This is a genomic window from Corallococcus exercitus (assembly GCF_042231735.1).
GTDB classification, from domain to species: Bacteria; Myxococcota; Myxococcia; order Myxococcales; family Myxococcaceae; genus Corallococcus; species Corallococcus exercitus_B.
The window spans coordinates 535,542-559,690 of record NZ_CP102577.1; the positions used below are offsets into that span (position 1 = coordinate 535,542).

At 69.1% G+C, this 24,149-nt stretch carries 19 protein-coding genes; 10 read left to right on the forward strand and 9 right to left on the reverse strand.

Features of this window, described 5'->3' with window-relative positions:
* Positions 1 to 88: 88 nt before the first annotated feature.
* Entirely contained in the window at positions 89 to 817 is a 729-nt protein-coding gene (locus NR792_RS02275) for a TetR/AcrR family transcriptional regulator (protein ID WP_375758418.1), read from the forward strand.
* Positions 818 to 828: 11 nt separating this feature from the next.
* Here the strand turns inward: NR792_RS02275 and NR792_RS02280 are convergent, their stop codons facing one another.
* Positions 829 to 1,251: an immunoglobulin-like domain-containing protein gene (locus NR792_RS02280; RefSeq protein ID WP_375758419.1), complete on the reverse strand. Its 423-nt coding sequence runs from the start codon at positions 1,249 to 1,251 to the stop codon at positions 829 to 831.
* A 321-nt stretch (positions 1,252 to 1,572) separates the two neighbouring features.
* Here NR792_RS02280 and NR792_RS02285 point away from each other — a divergent pair, with 321 nt between their 5' ends.
* Positions 1,573 to 2,286 (forward strand): hypothetical protein, encoded by a 714-nt coding sequence (locus tag NR792_RS02285; RefSeq protein ID WP_375758420.1) that lies wholly within the window; start codon positions 1,573 to 1,575, stop codon positions 2,284 to 2,286.
* Positions 2,287 to 2,317: 31 nt separating this feature from the next.
* Here NR792_RS02285 and NR792_RS02290 read toward each other — a convergent pair whose 3' ends face one another.
* Positions 2,318 to 3,277 carry a hypothetical protein gene (locus NR792_RS02290; RefSeq protein WP_375758421.1) on the reverse strand — a complete coding sequence of 320 codons (960 nt, stop codon included), beginning with the start codon at positions 3,275 to 3,277 and terminating at the stop codon, positions 2,318 to 2,320.
* 311 nt (positions 3,278 to 3,588) lie between these two features.
* Between NR792_RS02290 and NR792_RS02295 the strand changes: the two genes are divergently transcribed.
* Entirely contained in the window at positions 3,589 to 4,362 is a 774-nt protein-coding gene (locus NR792_RS02295) for a lysophospholipid acyltransferase family protein (protein WP_375758422.1), read from the forward strand.
* A 1-nt stretch (position 4,363) separates the two neighbouring features.
* Here the strand turns inward: NR792_RS02295 and NR792_RS02300 are convergent, their stop codons facing one another.
* Both NR792_RS02300 and NR792_RS02305 read right to left on the reverse strand, forming a co-directional pair.
* Positions 4,364 to 5,761 (reverse strand): APC family permease, encoded by a 1,398-nt coding sequence (locus NR792_RS02300; RefSeq protein WP_375758423.1) that lies wholly within the window; start codon positions 5,759 to 5,761, stop codon positions 4,364 to 4,366.
* A gap of 20 nt (positions 5,762 to 5,781) precedes the next feature.
* Positions 5,782 to 7,194, reverse strand: a complete 1,413-nt coding sequence (locus NR792_RS02305) for a DUF3943 domain-containing protein (RefSeq protein ID WP_375758424.1) — start codon at positions 7,192 to 7,194, stop codon at positions 5,782 to 5,784.
* 511 nt (positions 7,195 to 7,705) lie between these two features.
* Here NR792_RS02305 and NR792_RS02310 point away from each other — a divergent pair.
* The 3 genes from NR792_RS02310 to NR792_RS02320 all read left to right on the forward strand — a co-directional run bounded on the left by NR792_RS02310 (position 7,706) and on the right by NR792_RS02320 (position 10,580).
* On the forward strand, positions 7,706 to 8,377 hold the full coding sequence (locus NR792_RS02310; RefSeq protein ID WP_375758425.1) for an endonuclease/exonuclease/phosphatase family protein: 672 nt from the start codon (positions 7,706 to 7,708) through the stop codon (positions 8,375 to 8,377).
* Positions 8,374 to 9,045: a hypothetical protein gene (locus NR792_RS02315; RefSeq protein WP_375761561.1), complete on the forward strand. Its 672-nt coding sequence runs from the start codon at positions 8,374 to 8,376 to the stop codon at positions 9,043 to 9,045. The genes NR792_RS02310 and NR792_RS02315 overlap by 4 nt, the downstream gene beginning before the upstream one ends.
* An 89-nt stretch (positions 9,046 to 9,134) precedes the next feature.
* Positions 9,135 to 10,580 (forward strand): hypothetical protein, encoded by a 1,446-nt coding sequence (locus tag NR792_RS02320; protein ID WP_375758426.1) that lies wholly within the window; start codon positions 9,135 to 9,137, stop codon positions 10,578 to 10,580.
* A 34-nt stretch (positions 10,581 to 10,614) separates the two neighbouring features.
* Here NR792_RS02320 and NR792_RS02325 read toward each other — a convergent pair whose 3' ends face one another.
* Complete coding sequence (locus NR792_RS02325) at positions 10,615 to 11,004, reverse strand: hypothetical protein (protein ID WP_375758427.1); 390 nt, start codon at positions 11,002 to 11,004, stop codon at positions 10,615 to 10,617.
* Positions 11,005 to 11,159: 155 nt separating this feature from the next.
* Positions 11,160 to 11,564: a RidA family protein gene (locus NR792_RS02330; protein WP_375758428.1), complete on the reverse strand. Its 405-nt coding sequence runs from the start codon at positions 11,562 to 11,564 to the stop codon at positions 11,160 to 11,162.
* A 106-nt stretch (positions 11,565 to 11,670) separates the two neighbouring features.
* Here NR792_RS02330 and NR792_RS02335 point away from each other — a divergent pair, with 106 nt between their 5' ends.
* Entirely contained in the window at positions 11,671 to 12,579 is a 909-nt protein-coding gene (locus NR792_RS02335) for a LysR family transcriptional regulator (protein ID WP_375758429.1), read from the forward strand.
* Positions 12,580 to 12,623: 44 nt separating this feature from the next.
* Here the strand turns inward: NR792_RS02335 and NR792_RS02340 are convergent, their stop codons facing one another.
* Positions 12,624 to 14,615 carry a choice-of-anchor Q domain-containing protein gene (locus NR792_RS02340; protein WP_375758430.1) on the reverse strand — a complete coding sequence of 664 codons (1,992 nt, stop codon included), beginning with the start codon at positions 14,613 to 14,615 and terminating at the stop codon, positions 12,624 to 12,626.
* 247 nt (positions 14,616 to 14,862) lie between these two features.
* On the reverse strand, positions 14,863 to 17,748 hold the full coding sequence (locus NR792_RS02345) for a YncE family protein (protein ID WP_375758431.1): 2,886 nt from the start codon (positions 17,746 to 17,748) through the stop codon (positions 14,863 to 14,865).
* A 223-nt stretch (positions 17,749 to 17,971) separates the two neighbouring features.
* Here NR792_RS02345 and NR792_RS02350 point away from each other — a divergent pair, with 223 nt between their 5' ends.
* The 3 genes from NR792_RS02350 (at position 17,972) to NR792_RS02360 (ending at position 23,235) form a co-directional block, all read left to right on the forward strand.
* Positions 17,972 to 20,737: a LuxR C-terminal-related transcriptional regulator gene (locus NR792_RS02350; RefSeq protein WP_375758432.1), complete on the forward strand. Its 2,766-nt coding sequence runs from the start codon at positions 17,972 to 17,974 to the stop codon at positions 20,735 to 20,737.
* Between the two features lie 180 nt (positions 20,738 to 20,917).
* Positions 20,918 to 22,597, forward strand: coding sequence for a hypothetical protein (locus NR792_RS02355; RefSeq protein WP_375758433.1), 1,680 nt, complete (start codon positions 20,918 to 20,920; stop codon positions 22,595 to 22,597).
* Positions 22,598 to 22,608: 11 nt separating this feature from the next.
* Positions 22,609 to 23,235 (forward strand): hypothetical protein, encoded by a 627-nt coding sequence (locus tag NR792_RS02360; RefSeq protein WP_375758434.1) that lies wholly within the window; start codon positions 22,609 to 22,611, stop codon positions 23,233 to 23,235.
* 16 nt (positions 23,236 to 23,251) lie between these two features.
* Here NR792_RS02360 and NR792_RS02365 read toward each other — a convergent pair whose 3' ends face one another.
* A complete protein-coding gene (locus NR792_RS02365) occupies positions 23,252 to 24,034 on the reverse strand; it encodes a tol-pal system YbgF family protein (protein WP_375758435.1) in 783 nt (260 codons plus the stop codon).
* Positions 24,035 to 24,149 lie beyond the last annotated feature (115 nt).

A 24,149-nucleotide genomic window follows, 5' to 3' on the forward strand; every position in this document is an offset into this window, starting at 1 on the left:
GCGTTACCGGCGATAACGTAGTGGCCGTTATCGGCGATATCAAGACTTCGTTATCGGCGTTCCGGGGGCTGCGTGCTATCTCAGCCCCATGAAGGAGAAGGACCGCGAGAAGGTCGCTGCCGAGGACGCGGAGGGCTCCGATGTGCGCGCGCGCATCATCGCGGCTGCCGCTGAACTCATCGCTTCCGGAGGGCCCGAGGCCGCCACCACGCGGGCCGTGGCCTCCGCCGCGGGGGTGCAGGCACCGACCCTCTACCGGCTCTTCGGCGACAAGCGCGGCCTCCTCGCGGCTGTCTTCGAGCACGCGATGAAGCGCTACGTGTCGGAGAAGGCCGCGCGCAAGCCGCACCCGGATCCGCTCCAGGACTTTCGCGACGGGTGGGATACGCACATCGCGTTCGGCCTCAGCCATCCCGGGCTGTTCGCCATCATGAGCAGCGATCCGCAGCTGGCGTCGCAGTCCCCGTCCCTTGGCGACGGGGAGGATGTCCTGCGGCGCCGCATCCGGAACCTCGCGCTCGCGGGGCGGCTGCGGGTCAGTGAGGAGCGGGCGCTCGGCCTCGTGTCGGCGATGGGCATTGGCGCCGTGCTCACGCTCCTGAGCCAGCCCGAAGGCAAGCGTGACCCCGGACTCGCCCAGGCCGCGCGCGAGGCAGCCGTGGCCGCCATCACGAGCGAGGCGGCGACACCGAAGAACGCGGAGGTCCGCGCCGTGGCCGCCGCGCTGCGTGCCTCCATGGGCCGGATCCGTGGGCTCTCAAAAGGCGAAAGCCTGCTGCTGAGCGAGCTGCTCGAGCGCATCGCGGACGCCGGGTAACCGCTATCGCGTCACGGCACCTCCCGCTCGACGCGGAACGGATTGCTGATCACCTGCTCCTGGCGGGAGCGCCCCTGGGAGTCGGTCCGCAGGGTGTCCACGTCGCTCACGATGCGGTACTCGCCGGACTGCAGCTCCGAGGGGAGCGTCAGCGTGCCTTGGTCCTGCGCACCGATCTTCAGCGTGTGAAGCACGGCCGGGCAGGCTTCGTTCTCGCCCAGGTGCGGCGTGTGGAGCCACCCGCTGTCCTCCCGGCGCTCGACCCGGACGGAGCAGAGGTTGTAGCCCACCTCGCGAGTGCCTTCGTTCTGAAGCACGAGCTGGACGGTGTCGCCGGGCAGGTACGCCGTGGCGTCCGTGGTGAGAGAGACCTCCACCTCCCCACAAGCCATGAGAAGCGAGGTGAGGGCCATCAACGGCAGTGTGCGTCGCATCTGCGTTCTCCTGGGGTTGAGTCCCGGCGCTGATGCAGCCGTCAGGCCATCGTCATCCCTGCATGATCCGGAGGGTTGCATGGGAGGCGCTCTCGGAAATCCACAGCCATGGCGACCGGGCTCTCAGGTATCTGAGGACCCGACGAGAGGTCCGCCAGACCCACGTACGTGTTGGGGCCGGGGACGCCGTCAGTGGGCCCGGTGGAGTCCCCCTGGTAGACTTCCCTGGACTCCGATGTGGGCTTCCGCGCCCCTCGCGAAGCAGGGGGGCCTGCCTTGACGTCCAATCCCAACCACGCTGCACCATCAAGGGGAATCACCATGAGAGGCTTTGTTCGCGCAGGGGCCGTGCTGCTGTCCGCGCTCATTGGCAGTGCCTGTGGCCAACCCGAGCGGGAGCAGGGGACGCGCCAGGAGCTCGGGTCACTGGAGAGCACGCTCCGCATCGAGCCCGCGTGGGAGCGGACGACCGGGTACTTCATCGAGGAGGTTCCCTATTTCCGGTACTATGGCGACGACGACCGGGACGAGACCTGGACGTCGAATGCCTGGGATGGGCGCAGCCAGGATGTCCAGGGCCGTCAAATTCCCGGCCATATCCCCGGAGACACCTGGTTCTACACGCCGGACCTTGGCCAGGGCCAGGTGGGCGCGGATGGCTACCTCAAAGGCACCTACTACTGGTTCAGGACCCAGGTGGAGCTCACCAACGTCGCGGCACTGAAGTCACTCAAGCTCGAGGACAAGTTCCGCCCAGGCCGCGTCGTCATGAACGACGGCTACGTCGTCTTCGTCAATGGCATCCCCGTGGTGGGCCTGTTGCCCGGCGTGACCAAGAGCCTGGTGACTGGCGGAGACCCGCTCCATGGCACCAGCATCGTCCAGGATGCATCCCTGCCCACGGAGTGGTCCTCCGAGGCTTTCCCCATCCCCCTCTACAAGCTGAGGGAGGGGACGAACGAGATCGCCGTCCTCTTCGAGGAACGCTACGGCGGCGGAGGCCTGGGGCACCTGGTCCTGGATGCGCAGTACTGATTGAGCCTTCCTCGGTGAACCTGGCTGGCCGTCAAGGCGTTCCCTTGTCCGCCTGGAGCACCTTGACCTTCAGCCAGTATTGAATGGCGTAGTCGCGATCAATTGGGATGGGCTGGCCCATTGCTTCCACTGGAGTCCCGCTCGACAGGACTCCGAGCACCGGGACGCCACGAAAGTAGCTTTCATTGTCGGGGGGCTGGCCTTGCCTCAAGACCAGGGCGCCTCTTGCCTGAAGCAGCGTGCCCTCACTGATGGTGCTCGGCGACTTCGTGAAATCCCTTCCGTCAATGTCACGTATCCTTGGCTTCGTCCACGAGCCGTTCTTTTGGTCCCCGATCCAGATGAAGCCGATTTTGTCTTCCAGGCTTGGCCGCTGGGTCTGTGGGGTTGCGAGCTGGGCGAGTTCAACAGTTCTTTCCGAGACAATATCTTCAAGCTTTATGGCTTGCGGTGCGATAGCAGGCGGATGCGCTACGCCTGCATCAGGCAGCCCGCCAGCGGAGATGCGCACTTCTCGCTCGGTGTTCTTTTGCAGCTGTTCGATGAGCGCTTTGTTCTGGTCGTTTTCTAGAGAAAGAGCAATGAGCTTGGTTTTCGTTTCCGTGTCGAACTCAATCTCCGTCGGCCCGATCTTCTTGATGTAGCTGAGATCGATGTTCAGGAGGCTCCCCGCGCAGTAGATGGCAATCAGGATGCTCGCGGTGAGGATGGGTGTTTTTGACAGTTCGACCAGCGCGTTGAGTCGAGCGGTTTGCTGGTTTTGGGCCGTAAGCTTCTTGTGCTCTGCCACCTCCTTGCGGATCTCGGCGAGCACCTCCTCGGACCTTCGGCTTGCATCACGGACTTGCTCAAGGAGCGGTTGAGAAACTTCGCGGGCAGCTGATTGGGCGCGAGTGGCTGCGTCCTGCGCGCTGCTGAGGAGCATTTGAATTCCTGTGCTCCAGTCCGAGGATATCTCAGGCAAGGACGGGTCTTTTTGGACGTCGGGCATGTCATCCCCCAGTGATCACACCGGCAACTGCTTGTAACGAGCCAGACCCGGTGTTGACCGCGAGCGTAAAATCAGAGGTGCGGCCTGTCCAGGCCGCATGGCAAATCAATAAAGAGGAGACCTGACGGAGGCCTCGAGGAAGGAGTTGGGCCCTGGGATGCTTCCAGAAAGCGTCCCTCGTCCTGCTCGCCGCGATTCGCGTCTGGCTCTGTGCGCCGGTTGCCCCGAGGGCGCACGCTCGCGCCTGGAATCGAGCAGGGCCATGCGTCGGGGGAGGGGGGCTGCACCCATCCGGGGAGAATGCGCACCTGATGTGGGTGGATCCACCCATCCATGACAGAGTGGGGATCATCCGAATCCCCCTCTCGATTGCGTTCTGGACCTTCCTCGCGCTGTCCAGCGCGGTGTTGTTCCTTGGAGCGCTCCTGCTGTGGGCGCTCACCCGCCCGTTTGACGCGAATGGACGCGTGCTTCACCTGTACTCGTGCTTCTGGGCGCAGCTGTATTTCTACGTGAACCCGATGTGGCACCTGCGGGTGGAGGGCCGCGAACGCCTGCCCTGGAAGGGCGCGGCGGTGCTGGTGGCCAACCACGAGTCGCTGGGGGACATCCTGGTCCTCTTCGGCCTCTACCGGCCGTTCAAGTGGGTCTCCAAGGCGGAGAACTTCAAGCTGCCGCTCATCGGCTGGAACATGCGCCTCAACCGCTATGTGCCGCTCATCCGTGGAGACCGCGCGAGCATCATCCAGATGATGGCCGGGTGCAGGCGCTGGCTGGCGCGCGGCGTCCCCATCCTGATGTTTCCCGAAGGCACCCGCTCCCATGACGGCCAGGTGAAGGCCTTCAAGGATGGCGCCTTCACGCTCTCCATCCAGGAGCACTGTCCCATCATCCCCATCGTCCTCACCGGCACCGCGCGCACCATGCCCAAGCACGGGCTCGTCCTCCAGCAGGCGGTCCACGCCCGGGTGCGCGTACTGGAGCCCATCGACCCCGCGGGCTTCGGTGGAGACATCCACGCCCTGCGCGACCACGTGCGCGACGTCATCATCCGCGAGAAGGCGCGCATGGAGGCCGAAGGGTGAGTCAAGGCGCGCCGAGCGCCGGCGGAGCCTCCGGCCGCCGGGTGCGCCGGCGCCAGTAGAGGAACACGGGCACGCCCGCGCCGAGCAGCAACGTGCCCTTGAGCGCGTTGAGCGGGTTGGAGGCCGTCGAGCCCAGCAGCACGTACAGCGCGGCCGCGATGAAGAGGAGCGGGGTGACGGGATAGCCGGGCACCCGGTACGCGGCGCGGGGCACCAGCCCCTGCCGCTCGCGCGCGCGGTAGACGAACAGCGTCGCGGCCGTGGCGCCGAAGACGAGCCAGTCGGCGAAGACGACGGAGTCGAGCAGCTCGCCGTACGTGCCCGTGCCCGTGAGGAGGATGGCCCAGGCCGCCTGGAACACGATGGCGTTGGAGGGCGTGCGGTAGCGCGGGTGCAGCCGCGCCATCCAGGGGAAGAACAGTCCATCCGCGGCCATGGCCTGGTAGACGCGCGGCGAGACGAGGATGACGAGGTTGAGGAAGCCGAAGGTGGAGAGGGCGACGCCCGCGGTGATGAACGTGCGGCCCGCGGGCCCCAGCAGCTGGCCGAGCGCGTCCGCCGCCGGGGCGCTGCTCGCCGCGAGCCCCGCCGCGCCGAGCGTGCGCAGGTAGGTGAGGTTCGCCAGCAGGTACACCGTCACCACGCCGATGACGCCGAGCAACAGCGCGCGCGGCAGGTTGCGCTCGGGGTCGACCATCTCCTCGGCCACGAAGTTCGTCTGCTGCCACCCGCCGTAGCTGAACAGCACCGGGACGAGCGCCGCCCCCAGGGCGAGCACGAGGGAGTCAGGCGCCTGGGGCACGGCGGCCGCCTCCACCGCCGCCGGACGGACGCCTTCGAGCAGCAGCCCCGCGCCCACGAGCCCCGCGAGCGCCAGCAGCTTGAGCACGGTGAAGACGTTCTGCGTGAGCGCTCCGGGCCGCACGCCCAGGTAGTTCACCCCGGAGAGCAGGACGATGGCGCCGACGGCGAGGGGGAAGCGGAAGCCGGCCCCCAGGCCGGTGAGCGCGAGGGTGTAGTTGGCGAAGGTGACGGCCACCGCGGCGATGGCGCCGGTGGCGATCATCAGCATCATCCCCCATGCGTTGAGGAACGCGGGCAGCGGGCCGAAGGCGTCGCGCAGGTAGACGTAGCTGCCGCCCGCCTTGGGGATGCGCTGTCCCAGCTCCCCGTAGATGAAGGCGCCGATGAGCGCCACGCCTCCGCCGAGCAGCCACACGCCCAGGGTGAGCCCCGGCGTGTGCACGCGCTGCGCGACGATGGCCGGGTTGAGGAAGATGCCCGAGCCGATGATGCCGCCGATGACGAGCATCACCCCCGAGAAGAGGCCGACGCGGCGCGCGTATCCGTCACGAGGCTCGGCCGGGCGGGCTTCATCCTGGAGAGGGGAGGGGCTCATGGGCGCCGAGCATAGGGGGCTCAGTGCCACGACACGAACACCTGGAACCGCGGGGTCTGCTGGGGGTCGCGCTTCGCGTCGGGAATGAGGCTGTCGCGCCGGAAGAGCTGGAGGCTGCCACCCAGCCCCAGCCCACGGTAGACCGGGATGTCCGCATGGAGGCGTCCCTCGTGGATGAGGTGGTCCTTCACCACTCCGTCCAGCGTGTGGATCCATGACGTCTCCAGCTCCACGCCGACGTACTCCCACGGCCAGGAGCCCAGCGCGGCCCGCAGCGTGACGCCCACCCCGGGGCCGTAGTCGTAGCCCCGTCCGCTGGTTTCGGAGAGGTTGGAGGAGATGGCCGCGAGCGCCACTCCCCGCAGGTCCAGGGCCGCGCGCACGTCCATCGAGCCCAGCACTGAATGGCGGTAGAGCAGGCTCCCGCTGAAGGACTGCGCTCCCACCTGGTAGTTGCCGATGTCCACGAAGTCGTAGAGCTGGTACGCGCCCAGCAGGACCTGCCACCGGGGGCGCTGCACCAGCGAGGTGACCGCGAGCAGCCCCTGCGCCTCGGCCTGACCCAGGAAATGGCCCTGGCGGACGATGAAGCTGGCGTCCACCGAGAAGCTGTCGAATGGCTTGTGGAAGTCGTCGAGGAACGGGTCGCCATGGCGCATGCCCAGCCCGATGAGGAGCCGGCCCTCGCCCGGTTCCCCTGCGTCGTTGTCTCCCTCCTGGAGGAACCCCACGCGCGCGATGCCGGCGAAGTGGGGCGGCGTCCACTCGCGCGGCGTGGGCCCGACCCTCCACGCCTCGCCCCGGACGACCCGGCTGAAGCCACGCCCCGGATTGAGCAGGCCCGCCGCCACCTCGCGGCCGCCCCGCTCCCAGCCCGTGGCACCGTTGTCCAGGATCATCGAGGACAACCGGTACAGCACCTCGCCGACGGCGAGACCTCCGATGCTGGTGTTGATGATGTCGTTGGTGGACGGGGGGTTGTTCTCGCCGAACACCTCCCACTGGAGGCTGCCAAAGAGGGTGAGGGGGGCGGCCTCCCAGTAGCTCAAGCCATTGTCGCGCCCGATGTTGTAGTAGATGGCGCCGTGGTACGGGTGGTCGAGCTGGTTGGCGGTGAACTTGTCCGCGTCCCACTCGAAGCCGCTCGTCAGGTTGCGCCGCCACACCTCCGGGCTCACCTCGGCCCAGTCGCGTTTGCGGATGAACCGGTTCACCGACCAGATCGCCGTGTTCGCCACCGTCACCTCGCCCAGCGCCAGCCAGACATTCCGGCGCGGAGGAGGCGGTTCCTGGCACCCGGCGGCGGCTTCCCGGCCCGCCTTCCCTTCGGCCCCAGGCGTGGGCTCCCCCTCGGCGAGCGGCGCATCCGCGGGGAAACCATGCGCCTGGGCCGGGAAGGCAGCGGCCAGCAGCAGCGCGGTCGCGACGTTCACGAGGGCTGCCGGGCTGGTCCGCCTGGACTTCACGGCCATGGTCCCCAACGCGCGGCCCCGCCTCTCCTGAGCCGGAATGAGTGCCCCCCGGCCCGCCACGCCGGGAAGCCTGTCGGGATGGAGGGTGGGGCTGACCTGCCAGGCCGGCCATCAGCCCTGGAGCCGGAGGAGCCGTCGGACGCGCAACGGTTGCCTCCTCTCTGCTCGAATCACAGGGCAATGGAGGGGCCAGGCGGAGGCTGTCGCGGCCCCGATGCCGCGGCGAATGGAATCTCCGGTTCCCCGCATTGTTTCAAGTGGCTTGATGAGTCAGTCATTGCGTCCCAACGAAGCCCGCGGACCCCGAAGGAAGGGCTCGCTCGTCGCGCTGCCGTGGGCGCTCCTCCTGCTCTCGCTCCTGACCGCGTGCCCACAGGCGGAGAACTACGCCGATGCGACAGGCCCGAGGTACAGCGGGGACCATCGGACTGCTGACGCTGCTTCCGCGGAAGCGCCCTCCTCGCTCACCGTCGTGACGTTCAACCTTTCCTTCGCAGAGCAGGTCTCCGAGGCGATAACGGCCCTCTCGAGACCGCCGCTCGCGGGGGCGGACGTCATCCTGATGCAGGAGATGGACGCGGCCTCCGTGGACCGGATCGCACGGGAGCTCGGGCTGGCCTACGTCTACTACCCCGGCTCGGTCGCGGTGGATGGGGATGACTTCGGGAACGCGGTGCTGAGCCGGTGGCCCATCACCGCGGATTGGAAGATCAACCTTCCCCATGACGACCCCTACCGCCAGCAGCACCGCATCGCTGTCGTCGCGACGCTGGACGTCCGGGGGACCCCCGTCCAGGCGGTCTGCGTGCACAACGCGACGCCCATCGTCGGGCTCGGCGCCCGGTTGGATCAGGCGGAGACCATCATCGACGCGCTCGACGGAACGGGGCCGTTGCAGATCATCGCTGGCGACTTCAACACCTCCGACCCGGGAAGCCTCAAGCAGACCGTGAAGCTGTTCTCGGAGCGGGGCTTCCACTGGGCCTCGGAAGGAGTGGGGGACACCGTGGACTCCGTGATTGGTGGCCTGCCGCTCGACTCCGTCTTCGTCCAGGGGCTCTCCGCGGTGGAGCGCGGCGTGGACAAGCGTCCCGCCGGGAGCGACCACCATCCCGTCTGGGTTCGCTTCGCGTGGCCGCCATGACGCCGCGACACGTCACGTGGGCCCTGGGCCTGGGCGGGCTCCTCCTCATCGCGCCCGGCTGCATGAGCGGAGCGCGGAACCTCGGCGCGGCGACGACCCCGGCGGGGACGACCGAGGTCGGCGTCTCAGTGAACGCGGTCGCTTTCGAGCGCGGCCGGGAGCGGGCGTACCTGCCCAGTCCCGAGCTCACCTTCCGCAAGGGGGTTGGCGAGAACTGGGATTGGGGCGGTCGCCTCACGCTGCTGGGCCTCGAGCTCGGGACCCGGCATCGGCTCGTCGAGCGGTCGCCCTGGACGTTGTCGGTCGCTCCGAGCGCGGGGCTCTGGTACGTGCCCGTCACCAACAACTCCACGGAGCCCGTCAATCTGCGCCTCGGGGCGCAGGCGCTGCTCGATTACCGGCTCAATCGGACGTGGACCATCACCGGGGGCGCCTCGCTGATGGGGACCTTCGCGGGACCGCTCACCGTCTTTCAAGGCAGGTTCAACGGCTCGCACCTGCTTGCCTTACCGGGCGGCTCGCTGGGCGTCGCGTTCCGGCTGCGCCCGAACCTGGAGCTGCGAGCAGAGGGCGGCCTCGAGCTTCCGCTCGACCTGAGAGACGGCCGCCGGCAGCCGACGGGCCATGTCGGGCTGACGCTCCGCTGGCGACGCGCCGACGCTCGCTGACGGAGCGGGGCGTGCACCGGCTCCAGCCCGCCCCCCCAGGGTGATTGTGCCCGGCCGCGGGGGCTCCCTAGTCTCGACTCGGGGGGCCCATGCTGCTCAAGCACGACTATTACGCCGACGAGGTCTGGCCGGGATGGATCAATGACATCCGCAACTCGCCCCGTCGCGCCATCTTCCTGCATGGGGTGATGGGCAGCGAGCTGTACGACCGGCAACGCCGTGACACCCTCTGGGCCGACTCGGGCATCTGGCACGAGGTGGACAACCTCGCCTTCCTGAACGTCACGCCCCAGGGCGGAGTCGACAGCCCCGGGCAGTTCATCTACGCACGCTCCACGGTCAACCTGCCCGTCTTCGGCGATCACTACGCCGACTGTCTCGCGGGAATCGGGTGGGGCCGCTTCAACTTCGACTGGCGCGACGGCATTGGCATCGAGGCCCAGCGGCTGGCGCTCTTCCTGCGGAGTCTGCGCACGGACGGGCAGCCGCTGCGCTTCGTCACCCACAGCATGGGCGGCTGCGTGCTGCTGCGGATGCTGGCCTCCACGCGTGAGTTCGATGACGCCATCGAGCGCATCGTCTTCTGCGCGCCGCCCTTCTGGGGTGCCCTCAAGCCCATCCGGGTCATCGAGGATGGCACCGGCTCGCCCGCGGACTGGCTCATCAGCAATGCCACCCTGCGCCAGTCCGCGGCGAGCATGCCGGGGCTCTTCAACCTCCTCGTGGCTCCCCGCGAGTACTGGCCCACCCGCCTACCCGGGCTGGACGCGACGCTGAAGTACCCCGTGCGCACCGGTCAGGACCTCTACAGCGCCGGGTCCTGGACCAATCCCTACCGCCTCGAGCTGCGCGACCCGCTGCTGCGCTTCTCATACAGCGGCTACCAGTTCACCCGCCCGCAGGCGCAGGACGTGGCCCAGCGCCTGGCGTCACGCATCGTGGTCATCGTCGGCCTGAATGGGAGGACGGACTACGCGGCGCGCATGGGGCCGGGAGGCTGGACGCTCCACTCGCAGCCGCCACCCCCTCAGGGCAGGCTCTCCAACGGTGACGGCACCGTGCTCTTCCAGTCCTCGTTCCTGCCGGGGCTGCCCACCAGCTGCTACCACGCCTATGTGCCCCCGGTGCGCGAGGACTCCCACAGCGACCTGGTCAACCTGCCGGAGGTCATCAACGCGATCCGCACGGCGCTCGCGGGAGACTCCCTGGCCTCCAGCGGGCTGGTGCCCTATGCGGACTTCATCCAGGCCATCGACTGGAGCCTCGAGGTCGAGCAGGCCCCCGAGCTCGGACTGACGCAGAACCTGGGTTACCTGGAGCGCGCGCGGCTGCGGGCGCGGCTTCCCCTGGCGGCGTGGGGACCCTCGCTGGACCCGGGAGGGAACGACGACCGGCTCTTCCATGCCACGCGGCAGTCCGCGTTCAAGGTGCTCCAGGGCGCGGACCTGCGCACGGAGGCAGGCCGCCTCGGGGTGAGCTACCGCTTCCTCGCCGACCACATCCGGGACCTGCTCCTGCCAGTGCTCTCCGGATGACGGCCCCTTCAAGGGGTGCGGCCTGGACGCAAGGTCAGAACGAAGCGTTCCACGTGAGCGCCGCGCCGCCGCGGGTGGGCGCGATGCTGACGTCGGTCAGCGCGGCGAGGGCGCGGTGCTGCCGCTTCCACTCGACATAGTTGTTGTGGCGGCTGATGCCCACGAGCAGGAGCGGAACGCCCACGGCCGTCAGGGCGCCGCCGATGACCAGCGAGGTCCCAAGGCAGACGTCCTGCGTGTCCCGGGGAACCATGCTCGTCTTGCAGAGGGGCGAGGTGAGCAGGTTGACCGCCCCGACGCCGGTCATGATGCTGCCCGTGACGAGCATCCCGGTGCCCGTGGGAGGAGGCTTGCCGGCGGACAGGTCCAGCCCGTGCTCCTGGGCGAGGACGGGAGCCGAGGCGAAGGTGACAGCTGCGCTCACAACCCATGAGAGAGTCACGTTCATGTGACAACGAGAGCGTGGGGGCGAGCAAAACGTCAAGCGTACCCCGGTCACACCTCCTCGCAGGGCGTGTCTGCCTTTGGGGTGATTTCGACCCGCACGCACCGGCCGTATGGCCTGGCGCATGAAACTGCTCAATCCACGACCGCGGTGGCTTCAATCTCGACGAGGACGCCCGGCTCGAAGAGCACGGAGACCCCGATGAGTGATGCCGGCGCCGGCACGATCCCCAGCTCCTTGGAGACCTGCTCGATGCCGGCGAGGAAGGCGGGCATCAACTCATGCTTCCAGTCGACCACGTAGAACGTCAGCCGGACGACGTCGTTGAACGTCGCCCCGGCGGCCGCGAGGGCGATGGCGACGTTGCGGTAGGCCTGCGCCACCTGTCCGGCCAGGTCCCCCCGCGCGACGAGCTGTCCCTGCGCGTCGTACGCGACCTGTCCCGCGACGTGCACCTGCCGGGTGCCGGTGGAGATCGCCACCTGCCGGTACACGTCGGGCTTCATGAGTCCATCGGGGTTGAGCAGGGTCACGGGCATGGAGGCGCTCCAAATGAATGGGTGAATGCCGGGTTCCTATACCGGGCCCATTGACGAACGGCGTTCCCCTCTCCAGCGACGCGGTCGCTACAATGGAGCGCCATCGATGAAACGCGCCCAACTGGATGAGATTTTCGCCTTCATGGCCGTCGTGGACGCGGGCAGCTTCGTGGGCGGCGGCCAGGCCCTCGGCCTGACGCGCTCGGCGGCGGGCAAGGCCCTGGCCCGGTTGGAATCCCGCCTCGGGGTGCGCCTGCTCAATCGCACGACACGCCAGCTGAGCCTCACCGACGAGGGCCGTGTCTTCCAGGAGCACTGCCTGCAAGTCCTCGCGGCCCTGGACGACGCGGAAGCCAGCGTGGGGCAGCGCGCGGGAACGCCTCGGGGGGTTCTCCGGCTTACGCTGCCGGCCGCCTTCGGCAGACGGCGGGTCCTTCCCTTGCTGCGGGACTACCTGCGGGCCTGGCCCGAGCTGCAGGCGGAGGTGAGCTTCACGGACCGCGTCTCGGACATCATCGAGGAGGGCTACGACCTGGCCGTGCGCATCAGTGCCTCCAGCACCGATACGCGCCTGGTCTCCCGGGTCGTGGCTCGACACCCGGTGTTCGTCTGCGCCGCGCCCTCCTACCTCAAGGCGCACGGTGAACCCGCCACGCTGGAGGACCTCGCGGCGCATGAGTGCCTGCTCTTCAGCAGCCGGACGCGGCGGCAGCCCTGGCATCTGCGTGAGAAGGGCGGCTCCCCGGTGAAGGTGGAGGGAAGAAGCCGCCTGCGGCTCGACAGTGGCGAGGCGCTCCGGGACGCGGCCGTCGCGGGACTGGGCATCGCCTATCTTCCCGGCTTCCTGGTCGATGAAGACCTGGCCAGCGGGCGGCTCAAGGCGCTGCTGCCGTTCTGCGAAACGGAGTACGTCCCGATCGTCGCGCTCTACCCGAGCAGGCGTCACCTGCCGGCGAAGGTGCGGCGCTTCATCGACCTGATGGTCGAGCAGTGGAGCGCGACCCCCGCGGCCTGAACGACAGGGGCGAGCTGACCTCGAGCTCGCCCCAGCCTCATCGCCTAGTTCTGCAAGGTCTGCGAAATCGAGCTGCTGTCACCCGCGGCGGACGTCGTCGCTCCGGGATAGGTCAGCTTGTACGACTCGGCACCGCCGTGGAACACGCCCGTGTCGTAGCCGCCGGTGAAGGCGGTCTTGTTCTCGGCGTAGGTCCAGCCGGCCGCCGTCTCGAAGTCCGCGTTCGTCACGGTGACGCCGTTGATCGCGACATCATCCACGTTGTAGGCGACCGCGTAGTTCGACACGCCCGCCTTGCTGATCAGCCGGAACCGCAGCTCGAAGCTCGGGCTGGCCGGCGCGATGTTGACCGTGTGCGACTGCCAGGCCGTGCCGTCCGCCGTGACATCGCTCTCCCACACGACCACGCCATCCACGAGCGCCTGCTTGAACCAGTAGCCAGCCGTCGGGCCGGCCACGCTGTCCTTCTCCCAGAACGTGAGCGTCTTGTTCACGTTCACCTGCTGCGTGACGGAGCTCGCATCCCCCGCGGCGGACGCCGTGGCCCCCGGGTAGGACAGCTTGTACGACCGCGCTCCCCCATGGAACGAGGAGTCATAGGCTCCCGTGAAGGCGGCGTTGTTCTCGGCATAGGTCCAGTCGGTCGAGGACTCGAAGCCCGCGTTCGCGACGGTCAGGCCGCCGATGGAGACATCATCGACATGGAAGGAGATGGGGTAGTTCGACACGCCCGCCTTGCTGATCAACCGGAACCGCAGGTCGAAGCTCGCTGCGCCAGGGTTGATCGCGACCGAGTGCGACTGCCAGCCCGTGCCGTCCGCCGTGACGTCGCTTTCCCACACGACCACGCCATTCACGAGCGCCTGCTTGTACCAGTAGCCGGCGGTGGAGCCGGCCTCGCTGTCCCGCTCCCAGAACGTGAGCACCTGGCCCGGGGGCGCGGCGCCATGCTCGTAGGCGCCAATGTCATACTTGCCACCCACGGGGCGGGGATTGCCGTCCAGGTCGACGGAGGGCGCGAAGGTGGGGGAGCCCGCGTTGATCGCCAGCGAACCCGCTGCCAGGTGGAAATCTCCCGCAGACGCGTTCACGAACCGAGGAGGGGCGATGACGGTCCCGGAATGGCTCGCGCCGGAGCTGAAGTTGTACGTGTTCTGATACACGAGGTTGTTCGTGTACGTGTTGTGCGAGCCGACGTCACCCGAGAGGTTCACGCCATAGACGTTGTTGACGAGGATGTTGTTGGAGACATTCACGTAGTCGGCGGGACCGCTGTATTTGTAATAATCGCCGCCGCCGACGATGATGCCCCACTGCGTGTTCACGATCGTGTTGTTGGCGATGGTGACCTCGTGGGCGTCATGCCAGAGGTGGATGCCTCCCCCTCCCGGGTTGTTGTAGGAGAGGTTGTTCGTCACCGTCGCCCGGGTGCTGATGTAGATGTTCTGGATGAACCGGCAGTTGTTTCCGATGTCGTGGACCTTGTTGCGCGTCACCACCGTGCCCGTCATGAAAGTGGTGAAGGCGCTATCCACGATGTTGATGCCGGAGCCGCCACCGCCGTTGCAGGCCTGATCGGAGCGGGCGGCGATGTGGTGGACGTCGTTGTTGCTGATCGTCACATACGAGCCCTGGTTGAGCAGGCCGTTAGGCATCCGGGTGCCCGTGCCATCGAACTCGAACCCGTCGATGTCGACGTACGCGCCCCGGTTCTCCCACATGATGCCCGTCGTCGCCGTGGCGTTCGGCGGGACGATCTTCGCCCGGGCGCCCGTGGTCGGGTTCGTGTCGGAGACGTAGCGGATGCGGGCGGCGGCCGTTCCGCTCTTCGTTGTCAGGAAGCTGCCGCTGTAGGTTCCTGGCGCGACATGGATGGTGGTGGGAGTGCCAGTGATGGCGGCCTGCGATGCCCTCAGAATGGTCCTGAAGGGATTGCTTTGCGAGCCCGTCGTGCCCGTCGCGTCACTGCCCGTCGTCGACACGTAGAGGTCGGCCGCGGACGCGGTGGAGGCTGAAAGCAGACAGAGGAAGGCCATCAAGGACGGTCTACGAAGAAAGTGCATGGTGTTTCTCCCTGGTGAACGCAGCGGCGCACCGGCGGTGCGTGGGGATACTCTCCATGTCTGACAAAACAGAGTAAAGCAAGAATTAACATTTTAACCGGAATTGCATGTTCGCTGGATTGTTTGATGGGGATGGCACGGACGCATCCAGCACACGAAAAAGCCCCGCCTCCCCGGGGGCACCGGAGAGGCGGGGCAGGGGGCCACGCGCTGAAGCGGGCTACTGACCGTCGAGCCTGCCGTCCAGGTTCCGGTCGAGCGCGATGCGCGTGCCGGAGCCCGGGGGCACCGCGGTGAAGGTCACCTCCTGGCCCAGCGTGTTCGCCAGCGCGCGCAGGGCCGCGGTGGTGAGGTTGGCGGTGCCGTCGTCGGGCTTCCAGGTGCCGGCCGCGCGGTCGAACAGGAAGCCCTTCACGCGGGTGCCGATGGCGGCCTTCGCCACCAGGTCGGCCTCATACGTGGCGCCGCCGAGGATCTTCGACACGAAGGGCGCCTTCGCCCGGGCCATCAACAGGTCGATGCGCGCCCCCACCGCGGAGGCGTTCGTCGACGTGAGCGTCACCTGCTGACCGACGATGGGCGCCAGGTCCGAGTCCACCGCCAGCATGTAGGCCTCCACGCTCCGGCGCTCGGAGTCGCTCCGGAAGCCCACCAGGGGGCCACCGATGCTGTTGTTGGCGAAGACGATGGCGCTGAAGAAGCGGAACAGCGTGTCCACCGCGCCGTCGTGCGTGAAGCCGAAGCCGCGAACCTGGTCGCCCGTGGGCCCGGTGTCCGGGTGCTGGAAGAAGCTGTTGTCCGGGAAGCCGAACATGCCGACCTTCGTGTACATGTTGCGCACGTGGGGAATCTTCATGATCTGGCTGATGCCTTCGAAGCTGGATTGGCCGTCGGTGCCGAAGAAGCCCTGCGACGGGTCTATGGTGTGACAGCCATTGCAGTTGAAGCCGGTGTTGGCGCCAATCGCCAGGCCGTCCACGCGGCGGCTGCCGAAGTAGAAGTCGCGGCCGGCCGCCTGCGTTGACGTGAGCGAGTTGTCCAGGTTGCGGATGGGATTGGGCGGCAGCTGCACCTGGAGCTGGAAGTCGGTGAACTTGTTCATCTCCGCCTCGGTGGGCTGGTCCGCGCGGCCGAGCAGTCCGGGGAAGGCGACGACGAAGTTCTTGAACGACAGGGCCTCGTCATACGCCCCCGCGCCGAAGAAGCCCGTGGAGCGGTCCCCGCGCCAGTGCATGGCGCCCGACGTGGACATGCCGCGCAGGGTCTGCGTCGTCATGGGGCCCTTCATCGGGTGGAAGGCATTCTGGTTGCCGGTGCCGTTGACGTCCGAGCCCGGGTGGCCGGTGAGCAGGCGGAACGCGCCAATCTCCAGGCTGCTCGCGAGCCGCTTGTCGATGGCGTTGGTCGTGACCGCGTCATCCGGGTTGCCCAGGTCCCACGCGAGCTCGTCCTTGTCGCCGAAGACGTGGCAGCTGGCGCAGGAGGCCTCGCCGTTGGCCGAGGAGAAGTTCGCGTCGTAGAGGAACGGGCGGCCCTGCACGACGGAAGGAGGCTCCGGGTTGTAGAGCGCGGCCGAGGCCACCTGGCTCTTCGTGCCGAGGTCGATGACCTTCACCGCGTTGTCGAAGCGGGTCATCACGTAGAGGCGGTTGCGCGCCTCGTCCAGCACCAGGCCGCTGGGGCCGCCGCCGCTCACCGGGATGTAGTTGGCGCTCGCCGTGCGGGGGTTGAACGTGTCCGCCTCCAGCGCCGCGGTGTCGAAGACGCCGACCTTGCTGGAGCTGAACGCGGCCACGTACAGCTTCGCGCCGTCGCTCGAAACGGCCATCTCCGTGGGGGTGGAGAGGCTGTGGTCGCGGGCCGTGGGGTCGAAGCCGGGGGAGCCGGCCAGCTTCGAATAGTCGATGTGCTTGTTCAGGTGGCGCGGCGACACCGACGTCCCCTTGATGACGGTGATGCGCATCTTCGCGATGTTGCCCTGCACCGTGGTGCCGCCGAAGACGCCGGGGCCCTCGAAGCGGGTGAGGTTGTTGGCGTCGCTGTTGGTCGCGTACACCGCGCCCGTCTTCGGGTTGGTGGCCAGGTTGAAGACGGTCGTGCCCACGCCCGTGTAGAACGCCTTCTGCTGAAGGCCGTCCGCGTCGATGGCGAAGACGTCCTTGTCCGGCAGGTTGAAGCGCACGCCGTTGTTCCAGTTGCGGCCGAGCGTGTCCTCCCAGCGGCTGGTGGCGCTGTTCCACTTGACGATGAGGCCCGTCTCCGGCGCCTTCGCGCCTTCAACGTTGGTGGACGGCCCGGGCAGCCCGCCCAGGAAGAGGTTGTTGCCCCAGGGGAACGTGTCCGGCTGGACCAGGCACACGCCCGCCGTCCTGAAGCCGTCGCACACGCTGTCCATGTTGATGGTCGTCGTCCGGTTGCCGGACTGCGCGATGGCCGCGTAGACCGTCCTCTTGTCCGGGCTGACGGCGAGCCCGCGCGGGGTGTCACCGAAGAGCGTCAGGATGCGCACGGGCGTGCCGCCCAGCGTCGTCCCCAGGGACGCGGGGTTGAAGACCCAGATGTCCGCGCGGCCCACGCCCGGCGTGGTGAGCTGCGGGTCCCCCGCGCCGGGCACGGAGGCGATGGACGGGTCCGTGCGGTGCTGGCCCCGGTGCGCGGTGGAGATGAACGCATGGCCGTTGGCGCCGGCGAACACGATGTCGCGCGGCTCGTCGCCCACCAGCAGCGTGCGCACCACGCGCGGCGTGCCGCTCACGCTCACCACGCTGATGCTGTCCGACAGGTGGTTGACCACCCAGACCTCGGTGTTGCTGCGCGCGGCGACGGAGACGGGCTCCAGGCCCACCGGCACCTCCGCCACCAGCGACAGGCCCCCGCTGGTGACGTTGAAGACCTCCAGGCGGTTGTCCGGCGTGTTGACGGCGAACAGCTTCGTGCCGTCCGGAGAGAGGGCCAGCGGGCGCACGTGCGCGCTCTCGAACTCGATGAACGCGGGCGCCTGGGCCGCGGCACGGGAGGAGACGAACAGCGACACGGCGGCGCACAGCAGACCGGCTCGGGCGCGCCACCGGTTCTTGCTCAGGGCCACCTGCGGGAAATGGACCATCTGGAACTCCTGGGTGAGCAGGTAAGAACTGCACAGTCGGAATTACCAGGGTGTGTCAGGACATCGCCCCCTCCGAAGGGAGGGGGAGGGGAGGGGGGCCCACGGCCGTGATGACGCGTTGCGTTGGTGGCGGATTGGCACTGGGCGTCCCGGGGCCCCGGTTCCCGCACGCACCGCCCGTGGTCTACTTGGCGCGCCATCGGTCGCAGGGGGGAACGTGCCCATGCCGAGCTCTCGAAATGCCCCAGGGAGCGCGCTCCCGGCGTCCGCGCCGCTGAGCGACCCGCTCTCGCACCTGCTGCCGACGAAGCTCTCGCCGCCGCAGACGGCGTCGGTGCTCGTGTCGCGGAGCGCGGCGCTCCGGAAGATCGACCGGGGTGTCGGCGGCAAGCTGGTGCTGGTGACCGCGCCGCTGGGCTCGGGCAAGACGACGCTGCTGACGCAGTGGTACCGCGAGGCGCGCGGGTCGCGGCTGCTCGCGTGGCTGTCGCTCGACGAGCGGGACAACGCGCCCGAGCGCTTCTTCTCGTACCTCGTCGGGGCCATCCGCCGCGCGGCCCCGGAGTTCGACGCGTACATCACGGGCCCGCTGGACGCGCAGGTGGCGCTCCCGCTGGACCATGCGACGACGGTGGTGCTGCGGAGCCTGTGGAACCTGGGGCGCGAGCTCGTCGTGGTGCTGGACGACTTCCACGTGCTGCGGGAGCGCGCGCTGACGCGGGCCTTCTCGTACCTGCTGGACCACGCGCCGCCGCACGTCCATTGGATCGTCTCGTCGCGCGGCCCGCCGGAGCTGGACCTGGCGAAGCTGAAGCTCACCGAGCAGCTGGTGACGCTCGACAGCCGCGACCTGGGCCTGGACGGGGAGGCCATCCACGAGCTGGGGCAGCGGCTGTGCGGCGCCGCGCTCAAGCCCGAGGACGTCGAGTACCTGCGCGCGCGCACCGAGGGCTGGGTGGCCGGCGTGAAGCTGGCCCTGCTGACGGCGGGCGAGCACGCCAGCGTGAGCGACGCGCTCCGCAAGGCCATTGGCTCCAACCACGACGTGGCGAAGTACCTCGCGGACGTGGTGCTGCGCGAGCAGACGGAGGAGGTGCACGCGTTCCTGGTGCTGAGCTCGGTGGTGGACCGGCTCAACGGAGAACTGTGCAACGCCCTCCTGGGCATCACCCGCGGGCCCGCGCTGCTGGCGGAGCTGGAGCGCGGACAGCTGTTCATCCAGTCGCTCGACACGCAGCACCAGTGGTACCGCTACCACCCGCTGTTCCTCGACTTCCTGCGCACCCAGCTCGCGTGCACGCACGGCGACCGCATCCCCGGGCTCCACCGCGCGGCGAGCGCGTGGTTCGCCGAGCACGGGCTGCCGGACGAGGCCCTGACGCACGCGTTCGCCTCCGGGGACCGGGGCTGGTGCCTGGAGCTCACGGCCCGCTGCGTGGAGGCGTGGATGCGCGAGGGAGAGATTGCCTCCGTGCTCCATTGGACGACGAAGCTGACGGCGGAGGAGACCCTGCGCTCGCCGGCCATCTGCGTGGCGCGCATCGCGTGCCTCACCCTGTCCCGCGCCTTCGTGCCGGCCTCCCTGGCGCTGCAGGACGCGCAGCGCCGGCTCCAGACGGCGGCGTCGGACCCGGAGCGCGAGCGGCTGTCGCGGCAGCTCTCCCGGCTCGCGCTGCTGCACGCCGTCCTCTCGGACTCCGCGCAGGGCTCCGTCATCGAGCTGGAGACGCCTCCGGGGGACGAGGACCCGGACGTCTTCATGGCGGGCGCGGTGCTGGCGGCGAAGGCGTACCAGGCGCTCCGGCTGAACCGGTTCGATGCGATGCGCCGGCTCGCGTCCATCGCGCGTGAGACGCTGCAGGCGCAGAACAACCCCTACATGGTGGGCTACACGGACGTGCTCATCGTGCTGGCGGACCGGGCCCAGGGAAACATGAAGGACGCGGTGGACCGGTGCGAGGCGGCCTTCGAGCGCGCGAGCCGCGGCCGGCGCAACCCGGTGTGGGTGAACGCGGCGACGGCGCTGGCCAACACCCGCTACGACCAGAACCGGCTGGACGAGGCCGAGGCGCTCTGCATCGAGGTCCTGCCGCTCCTGTCCCAGGCGGCGGTGTTCGAGACCTTCGCGATGGCCTACCTGGTGCTGGCCCGCATCAAGACGATTCGAGGCAAGTACGCGGAGGCGTGGCAGTTGCTGGACTACCTGCACAGCGTGCTCGAGTGCGGACACCAGACGCGCTTCCTGGCCCATGTCTGCGGGGAGAAGATCCGCCTGTCCCTGGTGGAGCAGACCCCCGCGCGGATGAAGGCGGTGGCGCAGGAGTTCGGCCTGGGCGAGCGCATGCGCCGGGGCGAGTGGAGCGAGCGGCGCTTCTACGACGAGGCCTGGGAGCAATCGGGCGTGGCGCAGGCCTGGGTGTTGATGGCGCGCGGGCGGCACGCCCGGGCGCACGGGCTGCTGGAGACGCTGCGGGCCAGCGCGCATGACGCCGGCTGCGTCGCCCGGGAGACGGCGCTGCTGGCCGCGCTGGCGGTGTGTCATTGGCGTGCCGGAGATCCGACGGCGGCGTTCGCCGCGGTGAACCGGGGCTTCGCGCTGGTGCCCCGCTTCGGCTTCAGCCGGGGCGTGTTCGACGAGACGCCGGGGCTGCAGGAGGTCATCGTCGCGGCGGCCACGCAGCGCAAGCTGAGCCACGTGCTGCCGGCCCGCTACACCGAGCGGTACCAGGACCTGCTGTCCCTGGGCCACGCGGGACAGGCCCCGTTCCCGGCCCTGCCCAGCGCGCCGCTGGAGCCGCTCACGGAGCGGGAGCTCCAGATGCTCAAGCTGCTGGCCCAGGGCCTGAGCAACCAGGAGATCAGCGAGCGCTCCAACGTGGCGCTCTCCACCACGAAGTGGCACCTGCGAAATGTCTTCGCGAAGCTCGACGTGACGACGCGCACCGCCGCCATCGTGAAGGCGCGGGAGCGGCTGGAACGGAATCTCTGACACCCACTCCGGGTGACCGGCGGGAACCGCCAGGCTCGGGGCGTCAAAGGGCCGTCGCGTGGCCGACAGCCCCCGGCCGGGGTCGTCTCCTGGGCTGGCGCCCCACGTCGTGGCGCCCATGGAGGTCGTGGCCCCGTCGGTGGGAGGGCGCTCACGGCCGGCCGGGAAGGGACTGTCCGGATGAAGGCGAACCGCTGGCTGTTGCTGGGGGCGCTGGGTGTGGCGCTCGGTGTCGTGGCGTGTAGCAGTGGAGACATCGGCAAGCCGCCGGAGAACCCGCCGGTCACCGTGGACGCCGGAGCGGACGCGGGGCCGCAGCCCCTCCCCGACGCGGGGCCTGGCTCCCAGTGCCTCGGCGAGGGCACGGCGTGCAGCCGGGACTCGGGCGCCCAGTGCTGTACGGGCCTCTGTTCGGACACGGGCGTCTGTCCGGCCCCCAGTACCCAGTGCACCGCCGCGGGCGAGGCCTGCACCAGCGGCATCGAGTGCTGCACGAACAGCTGCCTGGACGGCAAGTGCTCCACGCTGCAGTGCCTGGACGTGGGCAGCACGTGCGCCAGCGCGGAGGCGTGCTGCACGAAGCTCTGCGGCGCGGACGGCAAGTGCGCGGCGCTGCCTTCCAGCAGCACCAGCAACTGCAAGGTGCCGGGCCAGGCCTGCACCGGCGCGGGGGACTGCTGCTCCAGCAACTGCCAGGGCGGGGTCTGCAAGCCGGCGTACTCGTGCCAGGCCAACGACGACCTGTGCATGAAGGGCTCGGACTGCTGCGGCGGGGTGTGCTCGCAGGAGAACACGGGCACCCCGGGCCGCTGCGTGGCGGTCAGCGGTGGTGGCGCGGGCAGCTGCCTCCAGGACGGCAACCCGTGCTCGGGCTCCAGCAACTGCTGTTCGCGCACGTGCGTGGACCTTGGCTACGGGACCACCGTGTGCCAGCCGGTGGGCGGCTGCCGTCCCACGGGCAATTACTGCACCGGCGACGGCGTGTGCTGCGGAGGGGAGAAGCTGTCCAACGCGGTGGACTGCCGCGAGAGCCGCTGTGACAAGCCGAATGGCTGCAACCCGGTGGGCAACATCTGCGGCAGCGGCCAGCTGCCCGACGGCGGCATCATCGACGTGAACGCCCGCGAGGCCTGCTGCGACGGCCAGAAGGCCGTGTGCAAGGTGGACTCCGCCGGCGTGCCGCGCTGCTTCGGCGGCTGCCCCAACAACAACTGCCCGGCGGGCTGCCCCACGGGCTACACCGGCGAGGAGCCGTGCTGCATCGCGCAGGACCAGCAGTGCCAGTTCTCCGACCAGTGCTGCGGCGGCGCGCGCTGCCTGCCCGGCGCGAATGGCGGCCTGACCTGCCAGAAGGTGACGTGCGATCCCGTGGGCACGACGTGTGACCCGGAGAACTCCAAGTGCTGCGCGGGCACCACCTGCTCCATCGTCTCCGAGTTCGCCTACGCCTGCCTCGCCAAGGCCGTGCCGGGCGGTGGCGGCACCGACGGCGGCACGGGCACCCAGGACGGAGGCACGGGCGGAACGGACGCGGGCACGTGCGCAGCGAACGGGAAGGCCTGTGCCTCGGGTGCCGCCTGCTGCTCCGGCATCTGCACCAATGGCACCTGCGCGGCCCCCAGCGCCTGTCAGCCCCAGGGCCAGGCCTGCACCTCGCCCGCGGACTGCTGCGTCGGGCTGGGCTGCAACATCCCGGGGGGGAGCATCGTCGGCACCTGCGAGACGGGCTCGACCTGCTCCGCCGCCGGTCAGGCGTGCTCGCCCACCAGCCTGTGCTGCCCGCGGCTCAACTGCGAGACGTTCGCCGGCGAAGCCTGCACCGGGACGACGCCCTGCACTTGCAACAGCCCCATCGGCTGACAGGAGAAACCATGCTCACCTCCCTTCCTCGCACCCTGACCGCTGTCGCGTGCTCCCTCTTCCTGTCCCTGGGGCTCACGGCTTGCGGTGATGACGACATCAGCTCCGACGAGCAGGCCCGCCGCGCGTACCTCGGACTCGACCCGTCCGTGAGCAAGGCCCTGCAGCTGGGCTTCACCGGCTTCAACGCCGCGTCCAGCGCGAACATCCCGCCCCAGTCCACGACGGGCGACGCCTCCGGGACGCTGCTCGTCACCGGGCAGGTGGATCAGGGCAGCTCGGCCAACAAGGGCATGCGGCTGAGCATCGGCATGACCGGGTACTCCGACGGTGAGATCGTCCTGGGCGGGGACGAGGACCCGGTGAACATCACCTACGCCTCGAGCACGGACACGGCGGCGCAGCCGGAGCTCACCCTCCAGCTGCGCGACATCCCGGACGGCACCTTCACCGGGACGCTCAAGGGGCCCTTCCAGATGACCGGGGACCTGGAGGGCAGCGTCACCCTGGACCTTGCCCTCTCGGGTGAAATCGAGGACGACGGCACCGGCCAGGTCCGCCGCACGCCGGGCAGCACCCGGGTGACGGGCACCGCCACGTCCGGCGACGGCGTCTACACCGTCGACGTCACGCGGTAGCCAGAGGGGCCCACCGCTACGCCACGCGGGAAAGCCCCCGCCGCTCCATGAAGGCCTGCAGCTCGGGCCACCGGGCGGAGAGGAACTCGAGGTCGCCGGGGCGCACGGGCTGGAGGGACGCCAGCGTGGCATCGATGGCGGCCGCGTTGCCCACCGGGTCCAGGGCGTCCAGGGCAAAGGCCCTGAGCAGCTTGAGCCGGCGGGCGTCGCGCCCCACCAGCGCGTCCGCCTCGCCCGCCCGCGCATCCAGCTCGGTCACTGCGGCGGCGGGGTTGCCTTCGCGGCACAGGAGCGCGACCTCCGGCAGCAGCGCGTACATGGGGGGCAGGGCGCCGTTGCGCTTGCGTCCCTCCTCCAGCCAGGCGTGCGCGGAGGCCAGGTCTCCCTGAGCGAGCCGCGCCGTGGCGATCAGGCTGGGCATCCACCGGTGCATCGCCGGGACGGCGCTCCGCAGCTTGCCGGAGCGCTCCGCCGAGCCGAACAGCTCCAGCGCGCGTCCGGTGTCTCCCAGCGACAGCTGGCACTGCCCCATCATGGCGACCGAGATCGCCCGCTGGACGCCCTGGGTGGCGCGGCGGGCGGCTTCCTCGAAGTGGCGGGAGGCCTGCTGTTCGTCTCCCACGCTGAAGTAGGAGACGCCCTGGTGGTAGGTCCCCGCCCAGCGGCGGATCCGCCAGTAGAAGAAGGCGAACAGCACCAGGAAGACCGTGACGAGGAGCGGGACGTGCAGCTGGGGTCCCCAGGCCTCCCCGGCCCCGCGACCTCCCCGGCTGAAGTGATTGTAGGCGACCAGGAACACGCCGACCCAGACCGCCCAGGCGATGCCCCTTTGCACGGAGAGGAGTGGAAAGGGTTTGAGGTGGGACTCTTTCGGCAGGGGGAGTTCGTTCACGGGACCTGCGACCCTACCAGCT

What these genes read in the sequence shown, in the direction of transcription:
- NR792_RS02340 (WP_375758430.1), bottom strand. Translation starts at nt 14,615, where the DNA reads ATGGCCTTCCTCTGTCTGCTTTCAGCCTCCACCGCGTCCGCGGCCGAC.
- NR792_RS02300 (WP_375758423.1), bottom strand. Translation starts at nt 5,761, where the DNA reads ATGAGCCCCTCCCCTCTCCAGGATGAAGCCCGCCCGGCCGAGCCTCGT.
- NR792_RS02295 (WP_375758422.1), top strand. Translation starts at nt 3,589, where the DNA reads ATGTGGGTGGATCCACCCATCCATGACAGAGTGGGGATCATCCGAATC.
- NR792_RS02290 (WP_375758421.1), bottom strand. Translation starts at nt 3,277, where the DNA reads ATGCCCGACGTCCAAAAAGACCCGTCCTTGCCTGAGATATCCTCGGAC.
- NR792_RS02345 (WP_375758431.1), bottom strand. Translation starts at nt 17,748, where the DNA reads ATGGTCCATTTCCCGCAGGTGGCCCTGAGCAAGAACCGGTGGCGCGCC.
- NR792_RS02285 (WP_375758420.1), top strand. Translation starts at nt 1,573, where the DNA reads ATGAGAGGCTTTGTTCGCGCAGGGGCCGTGCTGCTGTCCGCGCTCATT.
- NR792_RS02360 (WP_375758434.1), top strand. Translation starts at nt 22,609, where the DNA reads ATGCTCACCTCCCTTCCTCGCACCCTGACCGCTGTCGCGTGCTCCCTC.
- NR792_RS02275 (WP_375758418.1), top strand. Translation starts at nt 89, where the DNA reads ATGAAGGAGAAGGACCGCGAGAAGGTCGCTGCCGAGGACGCGGAGGGC.
- NR792_RS02330 (WP_375758428.1), bottom strand. Translation starts at nt 11,564, where the DNA reads ATGCCCGTGACCCTGCTCAACCCCGATGGACTCATGAAGCCCGACGTG.
- NR792_RS02315 (WP_375761561.1), top strand. Translation starts at nt 8,374, where the DNA reads ATGACGCCGCGACACGTCACGTGGGCCCTGGGCCTGGGCGGGCTCCTC.
- NR792_RS02280 (WP_375758419.1), bottom strand. Translation starts at nt 1,251, where the DNA reads ATGCGACGCACACTGCCGTTGATGGCCCTCACCTCGCTTCTCATGGCT.
- NR792_RS02335 (WP_375758429.1), top strand. Translation starts at nt 11,671, where the DNA reads ATGAAACGCGCCCAACTGGATGAGATTTTCGCCTTCATGGCCGTCGTG.
- NR792_RS02355 (WP_375758433.1), top strand. Translation starts at nt 20,918, where the DNA reads ATGAAGGCGAACCGCTGGCTGTTGCTGGGGGCGCTGGGTGTGGCGCTC.
- NR792_RS02350 (WP_375758432.1), top strand. Translation starts at nt 17,972, where the DNA reads ATGCCGAGCTCTCGAAATGCCCCAGGGAGCGCGCTCCCGGCGTCCGCG.
- NR792_RS02320 (WP_375758426.1), top strand. Translation starts at nt 9,135, where the DNA reads ATGCTGCTCAAGCACGACTATTACGCCGACGAGGTCTGGCCGGGATGG.